We start from the raw sequence: 7506 nt of genomic DNA on the forward strand, positions 1-7506 counted from the left end.
GTCTCGGCAAGTTCGGCCTTGGAGACCTCGACATGGATGCCGTCGGCCTGGACGCGGCCGGCTATGCGGGTGTCGCCGGCGATGATGACAGCAACGCCGGCGGCTTGCGCTGCCGGCACGATCTGTTCGGCGAAAGCCTGAAAGGAGGCTTCATCCATGCCGTTCTCGGGCAGGATCAGCGAAGCGACATCGCCGCCATCGAATGCCGCGACAATACGGGCCGCCGGCACGCCGGACGGCGCGATCAGCACGATGCGACAGCGATTGGGGGGCGTTGCTTCATTCATGGTTCTTCGGGTCCCGCGTTTCGCCTATGCCGGGCGAAGATGGTTGGATTGCGGCATAGAGCAAAGTGCCCGCTTTGAACAGGCGGGCAGCCGGGATCGCGATGTTTGACCCGCCGGGCATCCGGCGGGGCGCTTCATTTGATCGGGTGCGGGCTCGCCACGGGCGGTTTGCCCTTCCACAGCGTCCAGCCGAGATTCATGCCGGCGGCGGCGATCAGGATGGCGGTGGCGCCGACGACCTGACTCAGATGCAGCCGATGGCCGAAGGCGACGACATCGACCAGGATGGCGACGACCGGATAGATGAAGGACAGCGATCCCTGCAGATGCGTCGGCAGCTTCTGGATGGCGCCGTACATCAGTATGTACATCAGGCCGGTATGGACGATGCCGAGCGTCGCCAGCATGGTCCAGCTCCAGGCATCGGCCGGAAGCTCTGCAAGATTGGCGAAAGGCGCCAGCATGACGACGCCGACGCAGACCTGGATCAGCGCGATGAGGTGCGGCGGCGTGCCCTTGAGCTTCTTGGTGACGATGGCGGCGACGGCCCAGAAGAAAGCCGCGCCCAACGCCATGACGATGCCGGTGAAATAATCCGTGCCGATATCGCCGGCATCGGGAGCCGACTGCACGATCAGAACCATGCCGGCGAAGGCGATGGCCAGCCAGGTCAGCTTGGTCAGGGTCAGCCGCTCGGCGAAGAAAAGCGCACCGAAGCCGACCAGCATGAAAGGCTGCGTGTTGTAGACAGCGGTGGCGATCGAGATCGACGCGCGCGAGAATGCGCTGAACAGCAGCAGCCAGTTGACGACGATGGCGACGCCGCCGAGCGCGGCGATGCCGATGATGCGCAGCGACAGCCTGTTGCGCAGCAATCCCAGCCCGGCGCAGATGATGAGCAGCGTCAGCGCACCGAAAGCGCAACGCCAGAACACCACATCCATGATCGGCTGGCCGGACAGGACGACGAACCATCCGATCGTTCCCAGGATGGCCATTGCGGCTGACATTTCGACCGTGCCGCGCACCGTTTCGTTCACAACAAACCTCCATATCGGTTGAGCCGCCATAATCTCATGCTGCCGCGAAGCTTTCCATCTGATTGGAAAGGGCGTATGGCCGGTTGGCCTAATTATATTAGGAGAAAACTCCAAACTATCGGGGAAAGAAAAAGATGCTGGACGATCTCGACCGAAATCTCCTTGAAATCCTGGTCAAGGATGCACGGACCTCGCTGAAGGAACTGGCCGCCCAGGTCGGGCTGTCGTCGCCAAGCGTTTCGGAGCGGCTGCGACGGCTCGAGGAGCGCGGCGTCATCCGAGCGTTCACTGTCGAGATCGATCCGCTGGCGCTCGGTTATACCCTGCAGGCGATCGTGCGCATCCGGCCTTTGCCGGGCAAGCTGCACATCGTCCAGAAGCTGATCGAGGAAATTCCCGAATTCGGCGAATGCGACAAGGTGACGGGCGATGACTGTTTCGTCGCCCGGCTGTTCGTGCGCTCGATCGGCGATCTCGACGGGATTCTCGATCGCATCGCCGACAAGGCGGAGACAAGCACCGCCATTATCAAGGCGCAGCCGATCCGGCGGCGGCCGCCGCCGCTTGACGCAACCGCCTCTCGGGATAGGGCAAAGGTCTTGCAGGCCTCCTGATCGAGTTGGGTGGAAAGCCGGCGGCCGGTTGGTTAGTGTGCCGGCCCAAACGAGGCCGGAACCATGGCGCAGAATATATACGACCGTGAGGATTTCTTCGCAGGCTACAGCCAGCTCGGCCGTTCGGTCGAAGGGCTGGAGGGTGCCGCCGAGTGGCCGGCACTGCGCGCCATGCTGCCCGATGTCGGCGGCTTGAGGGTCGTCGATCTCGGCTGCGGCTTCGGCTGGTTCTGCCGCTGGGCCCGCGAGCATGGGGCGGCGCAGGTGCTTGGCCTGGATCTGTCGGAGAAGATGCTTGCCCGGGCAAGGGCCGCCGGCCCCGATGCTGGCATAAGCTATGAGACGGCCGATCTCGATCGGCTCAGCCTGCCGGAAGCCAGCTTCGATCTCGTCTACAGCTCGCTCGCCTTGCACTATGTCGAGGATGTGTCGCGTCTGTTCGGGACCGTGCATCGGGCCCTGGCGCCTGGCGGGCGTTTCGTCTTTTCGACGGAACATCCGATCTTCATGGCGCCGACCAAACCCGGCTGGGTGATCGATAGCGAAGGCCGCAAGACGTGGCCTGTCGACCAATATCTGGTGGCAGGACCGCGCAGCACCGACTGGCTGGCCAAGGGCGTGGTGAAACATCACCGCACGATCGGCACCACCCTCAACGCACTGATCCGGTCCGGCTTCACCATCGGCCATGTCGAGGAATTCCGGCCGACCGATGCGCAAATCGCAGCCAAGCCGGAACTGGCGGAAGAGCTCGAGCGGCCGATGTTCCTGCTGGTCTCGGCTCGGCGCTAGGCACTGGCCGGCGTCGGCCGAGTGTGCCGCCGCCACGCTCATATTTGCTGTCGCTCCGCCGGGCATTCTGGGCTATTCAAGCGTCGACCCGCTTTCCCTCCGGACCAGTCCCCCCTCCCATGTCAGGCCTGCTTCTCGATCCGTGGTTCTATGCGGCTGCCATTCCGGCGGTCTTTCTGGTCGGCCTGTCCAAGGGGGGCTTTGGCGGCGCCGTCGGTTTCGTCGGCGTGCCGCTGATGGCGCTGACCATGCCGCCGGTGCAGGCGGCGGCCATCCTGCTGCCGATCCTGTGCCTGATGGACATCGTCTCGGTATGGACATGGTGGGGCGTTTATAACAGAAAGATGCTGGTCGACATGATGCCGGGCGCCGTCATCGGCATCGGCCTTGGCTGGCTGACGGCGGCACTGGTCACCGAAGAGGCGGTGCGGCTGATCGTCGGCGCCGTCGCCATCATCTTCGTCCTGCGCTGGCTCTATCTGCAGTTCCGCCATGGCGCCGATCACGCTGCCGCGCCCAACCGCGTCGCCGCCGCGGTCTGGGGCACGGTCGCCGGGTTCACCAGCTTCGTAGCCCATGTCGGCGGCCCGCCCTTCCAGGTCTATGCCTTGCCGATCCGGCTCGATCCGAAGGTTCTATCGGGCACCGCCGCGATCTTCTTTGCCGCCACCAATGCGCTGAAGCTGGTGCCCTATTTCGCGCTCGGCCAGTTCGACACCGCCAATCTGACGGCATCGGCGGTGCTGATGCCGCTGGCGCCGCTGTCGACCATTGCCGGGGCCTGGCTGGTGCGGCGGATGCGGCCGGAAACCTTCTATCCCTTCACCTATGCAACCGTCGCGGTCGTTGCACTGAAGCTGCTGTGGGATGGCATCGCAGGTCCGATGTAGAAAGGCGGCTGCGCCGCCGCCCGTCATCAGGGTCAGGCAGCGCTCGGCACGAGACGGCGGTTGCCGCCAAAGGCCAGTGTGGCGCCGATCAAGACGGCCAGCACCATGCCGGCGAGGATACCGATGTCATGCACGGTCGGCTTGAGCACCATGTCGGCAATGATGACCACCATCACCGCATAGTCGAAGCGCGCCGCGCTCATCATACGCTGGCCGATGGCAAGAACCTCTGGTGTGACGCCCTCTTTGGCGATCATTGCGCCCATGCGCTCGCCGGTCGGTTTGAAGATGAACATGCCGATCGAAAAGGTCGTGGCGTAGCCGGCCAGGCCGATGAGGATCCACAGGTCGGAGAAGCCGACCCAGAACCAGCACATGATGAGGCCGAAAATCAGCGTCAGCATCGACATCGGCGCGAAGAACCTGCCGCCCAGCTGACCGCTGGCGCGCATTGCCTGCAGTTTTTCCTCTATGTTGCCCGCCCGCTCGGCAAGCATGCCCAGCAGGAACAGCACGAAGCCGCCTCCGACCCACAGAATGGCGGTAGTGACGTGGAGGAATTTGACGATCGAGTACCAGTCCATGGGTTGCTCCTGCAGTGTTCCGGTCAGGTTGCGGCGGCGCTGATTTGCGCCGGCCGTCAGAGGAGCGGGCGTTTAGCGTGGCGCCTGTTTCGGAACGATGTCGCGAAAAACCCGGATCTGTTTCAGGCAATGAAGAAGCGGCTGAGATAGTGAACGCGCTATCTGATTTCCTGCTAATGTACGAATCGTCGGGAGGGGGTTGGCGCGACATCGTCCGGAAACATCGCCGATGCTAACGCGCTTAACGCCGGGAGCCCGGTGGCGACAACAATCGCCTGACGATCAACCCATTCCCACAACGGGAAAAGGCAATTCGGGGGACAGACATGCAAGGGGTAGCACGGAATTTCTTCACACTGGCCGTCATCTATTCGCTGTGCGGCATGGCGCTCGGCCTGCACATGTCGATCAGCCAGGATCACGGTCAGATGCCGACTCACGCCCACACAATGGTGGCTGGATGGCTGATGTCGGCGGTCTTCGCCTTCTTCTACCATTTGTTCCCTGCCATCGGGCAAAAGACACTCGCCACCGTTCATTTCTGGCTGACCGCAATCAGCGGCATCGGCCTGCTGATCGGCCTCTACTTCCTGCTTGCCGGCAATGCCGCGATCGAACCGCTGGTGGCGGCCTCCTCGATGGGCTTCTACGCAGCCATGCTGCTGTTCGCCTTCATCGCCTTGCCGGCGATCTGGAAGACGGCCTGAGCTGGACCTGGGGTAAGGTGAGGCTGTGCCGGCGATCTGGAGGACAGCCTGAGCTAGCCTAACGCAGGAGATGCTGTCCTGTTACGGCACAGTATGGCGGCGTTCGGTCAAAAAACATCCGCGCCGTTAAGGCTTCATTAAGCTTTACAGGTGTTTACTATGTTCATCCAGTGATCTGGATTCTTACCGAGTGGTTGGAGCCACTTTGTTTGACGCCTCCCTGTTAAACTCCTGAGAGCCGCCTTATCCGCGGCTCTTTTTTTGTCTTCATTTCCCTTTTTGTCCGCGTCTCAGCGGGGCCGCCCAATGGCGGCTCGCCGTTAACCTTCTGTTAAACATGTGCTTGCCTTCGCCGGTGACGAAGCGCATTTTCAAGCTTCAGTCAGATAGGGTTCCGGGTGTATCGGCAGGGAGCCGAATCGGCCGGTTGCAAGTGCAGGGGCGTATCAATGAACGAGCCTTCGAAGGGCAGTGCGAAAACCGTCAAGCTGGCGGAGCGCCGGGTTTTCTCGCAATCCTTCAAGCCGCTTTACCAGGAAGGCATGGGCCTGGTCGAACAGGCCGCCGAATATCTCGACGGCAAGGGCCGGGCCGAGGCAAAGAAACTGTCGCGGCTGGGCGCCACGCTCTATGCGGCCGAATCGATGCGGCTGACCACCAGGCTGATGCAGGTTGCGTCCTGGCTGCTTTTGCAGCGCGCCGCCAATTCCGGCGAGATGACCCGCGACCAGGTCGCGTCGGAAAAGTCCAAGGTGCGTCTCGACACCGCTTCCGCCCATGACGAAGCCGCCGGCTGGGCCGAGTTGCCCGAGGATTTCCTCGATCTCGTCACCCGCTCGCTGCGCCTGCAAGCACTGGTGCGCCGCATGGACGAGGAGATCTATGGCTCGAGCGCCTTGGTCGACATGCAACCGATGGCTCGCCGCCTCAATCCGGTGTCCGACCAGATCAGCCTGCTCAACACGGCTTTCGCTCGGGGTTAGACCTCGGTCCGTCTTCTGTTTCCGGTTTGTTCACATTTCGCTGGCATCGCTGTGGGCCGGAGGTAAACTCGGCAAATGGCGGAAGCGATTCGCATCATCGGTATCGATCCTGGGCTTCGGCGCACCGGCTGGGGCATCGTCGAAAGCCTCGGCAATTCGCTGCGCTTCATTGCTTCCGGCACTGTGAAGTCCGACGACAAGGCGGCGCTGGCAACGCGGCTGTGCCAGCTGCATGACGGGCTCGCCGAAATCCTGCACAGCGCGATGCCGCACGAGGCGGCGGTCGAACAGACCTTCGTCAACAAGGACGCGGTGGCAACGCTGAAGCTCGGCCAGGCGCGTGGCATCGCCATGCTGGTGCCGGCGCGTGCGGGGCTTGTCGTTGCAGAATATGCGCCCAACGCGGTGAAGAAGGCGGTGATCGGCGTCGGCCATGGCGACAAGAAGCAGATCCACATGATGGTGAAGGTGCTGTTGCCGAAAGCCGTCTTCGATACCGAACATGCCGCTGATGCGCTCGCCATCGCCATCTGCCACGCGCATCACCGGCAGAGCGTGGCCTACAGGATGGCGCTGGCCGGCTAGCTATGTTCTTGACTTGTTCACGCTGCAGGGATAAGTAATACCGCAGAGGTATTACCATGCGCGTGACCACCAAGGGGCAAGTCACAATCCCCAAGCCGATAAGGGACCGTCTGGGCATCGCCCCGGGCTCCGAGGTGGAGTTCGTGGCCACCGACGAGGGTGTTCGGCTGGTTGCCGTCAACGAGAACCTCTCCCAGGAAGAGAAATTGCGCAGGTTCAGCGATGTCCTCGACCAGATGGAGGGGACGTTGGATCTGGGAGGCATGACCACCGATCAGTACATGGAGTGGTTGAGGGGGCCGCGTGAAGATCTCGACGTTGATTGACACAAATGTCCTGATCGATGTTTGGGGTCCAGCCGGACCGATGAAAGGATGGTCGGCATCGGCAATCGCCTCCTGCCGCCGCGACGGCGCGTTGGTGGTCAACACGATCGTCTGGTCCGAGTTGGCGCCGCTGATTGCGACGGAAACGGCGCTTCGAAAAGCAGTCGACATGCTTGGGATGGATCGCGAACTTGTATCTTGGGACGCGGCGTTCCTTGCCGGCGTTACGCATTCCCGCTATCGCCGGGCCGGTGGCGTCAGGGAAAGAACCTTGCCCGATTTCTTTATCGGCGCTCACGCGACCGTCGCTGGACATCGTCTTTTGACCCGCGACGCTGCTCGCTACCGCAGCTATTTTCCCGACCTCGACATCATCTCTCCTGAGACGCACCCATGAGAGCCCATCTTCCATGAAAGGTCTGGCATGATCGGCAAGCTCAAGGGCACGCTGGACGAGGTCGACGAGGACCATTGCCTCGTGGACATCCATGGCGTCGGCTACGTCGCCTATTGCTCGGCGCGCACGCTGGCGGCGCTGCCTTCGCCCGGCGAAGCGGTGGTGCTGTTCATCGAGACCTATGTGCGCGAGGACATGCTGCGCCTCTACGGCTTCCAGTCGGTGCTGGAACGCGAGTGGTTCCGGCTGCTGATGAACAATGTTCCGGGCGTCGGCGCCAAGGTGGCGCTGGCCATCCTGT

General features: G+C 62.5%; 12 protein-coding genes. 9 read left to right on the plus strand and 3 right to left on the minus strand.

Annotation, left to right across the window (positions count from 1 at the left end):
• Together EN939_RS14030 and EN939_RS14035 are read right to left on the minus strand one after the other, a co-directional pair.
• Window positions 1-287: thiamine phosphate synthase (locus EN939_RS14030; RefSeq protein ID WP_206528290.1), on the minus strand; the 287-nt coding region annotated here is incomplete at its 3' end.
• Between the two features lie 134 nt (window positions 288-421).
• The gene (locus EN939_RS14035; protein ID WP_127268482.1) at window positions 422-1327 is read right to left on the minus strand and encodes a DMT family transporter; all 906 of its coding nucleotides are present in this window, start codon (window positions 1325-1327) and stop codon (window positions 422-424) included.
• A 134-nt stretch (window positions 1328-1461) separates the two neighbouring features.
• Between EN939_RS14035 and EN939_RS14040 the strand changes: the two genes are divergently transcribed.
• From EN939_RS14040 to EN939_RS14050, 3 genes are all read left to right on the plus strand, one after another.
• Window positions 1462-1941: an Lrp/AsnC family transcriptional regulator gene (locus EN939_RS14040; protein ID WP_127268483.1), complete on the plus strand. Its 480-nt coding sequence runs from the start codon at window positions 1462-1464 to the stop codon at window positions 1939-1941.
• A gap of 63 nt (window positions 1942-2004) precedes the next feature.
• Entirely contained in the window at window positions 2005-2733 is a 729-nt protein-coding gene (locus EN939_RS14045; RefSeq protein ID WP_127268484.1) for a class I SAM-dependent methyltransferase, read from the plus strand.
• Window positions 2734-2852: 119 nt separating this feature from the next.
• Complete coding sequence (locus tag EN939_RS14050) at window positions 2853-3623, plus strand: sulfite exporter TauE/SafE family protein (protein WP_127268485.1); 771 nt, start codon at window positions 2853-2855, stop codon at window positions 3621-3623.
• A 32-nt stretch (window positions 3624-3655) separates the two neighbouring features.
• Here the strand turns inward: EN939_RS14050 and EN939_RS14055 are convergent, their stop codons facing one another.
• The gene (locus EN939_RS14055; protein ID WP_127268486.1) at window positions 3656-4207 is read right to left on the minus strand and encodes a DUF2269 family protein; all 552 of its coding nucleotides are present in this window, start codon (window positions 4205-4207) and stop codon (window positions 3656-3658) included.
• Window positions 4208-4533: 326 nt separating this feature from the next.
• On the opposite strand from EN939_RS14055, the gene EN939_RS14060 reads away from it, so the two are divergent.
• The 6 genes from EN939_RS14060 to ruvA form a co-directional block, all read left to right on the plus strand.
• Window positions 4534-4914: a hypothetical protein gene (locus tag EN939_RS14060; protein WP_127268487.1), complete on the plus strand. Its 381-nt coding sequence runs from the start codon at window positions 4534-4536 to the stop codon at window positions 4912-4914.
• A 449-nt stretch (window positions 4915-5363) separates the two neighbouring features.
• The gene (gene rcdA, locus EN939_RS14065) at window positions 5364-5897 is read left to right on the plus strand and encodes a protease adaptor protein RcdA (RefSeq protein WP_127268488.1); all 534 of its coding nucleotides are present in this window, start codon (window positions 5364-5366) and stop codon (window positions 5895-5897) included.
• 75 nt (window positions 5898-5972) lie between these two features.
• Entirely contained in the window at window positions 5973-6482 is a 510-nt protein-coding gene (gene ruvC, locus EN939_RS14070; protein WP_127268489.1) for a crossover junction endodeoxyribonuclease RuvC, read from the plus strand.
• Between the two features lie 56 nt (window positions 6483-6538).
• Entirely contained in the window at window positions 6539-6808 is a 270-nt protein-coding gene (locus EN939_RS14075) for an AbrB/MazE/SpoVT family DNA-binding domain-containing protein (protein WP_127268490.1), read from the plus strand.
• Window positions 6786-7205 carry a type II toxin-antitoxin system VapC family toxin gene (locus EN939_RS14080; RefSeq protein ID WP_127268491.1) on the plus strand — a complete coding sequence of 140 codons (420 nt, stop codon included), beginning with the start codon at window positions 6786-6788 and terminating at the stop codon, window positions 7203-7205. The genes EN939_RS14075 and EN939_RS14080 overlap by 23 nt, the downstream gene beginning before the upstream one ends.
• 27 nt (window positions 7206-7232) lie before the next feature.
• A partial coding sequence (gene ruvA / locus EN939_RS14085) for a Holliday junction branch migration protein RuvA (RefSeq protein WP_164750989.1) occupies window positions 7233-7506 on the plus strand: 274 nt, incomplete at its 3' end.

This window comes from Mesorhizobium sp. M7A.F.Ca.CA.002.05.1.1, from assembly GCF_003998335.1.
Lineage (GTDB): Bacteria > Pseudomonadota > Alphaproteobacteria > Rhizobiales > Rhizobiaceae > Mesorhizobium.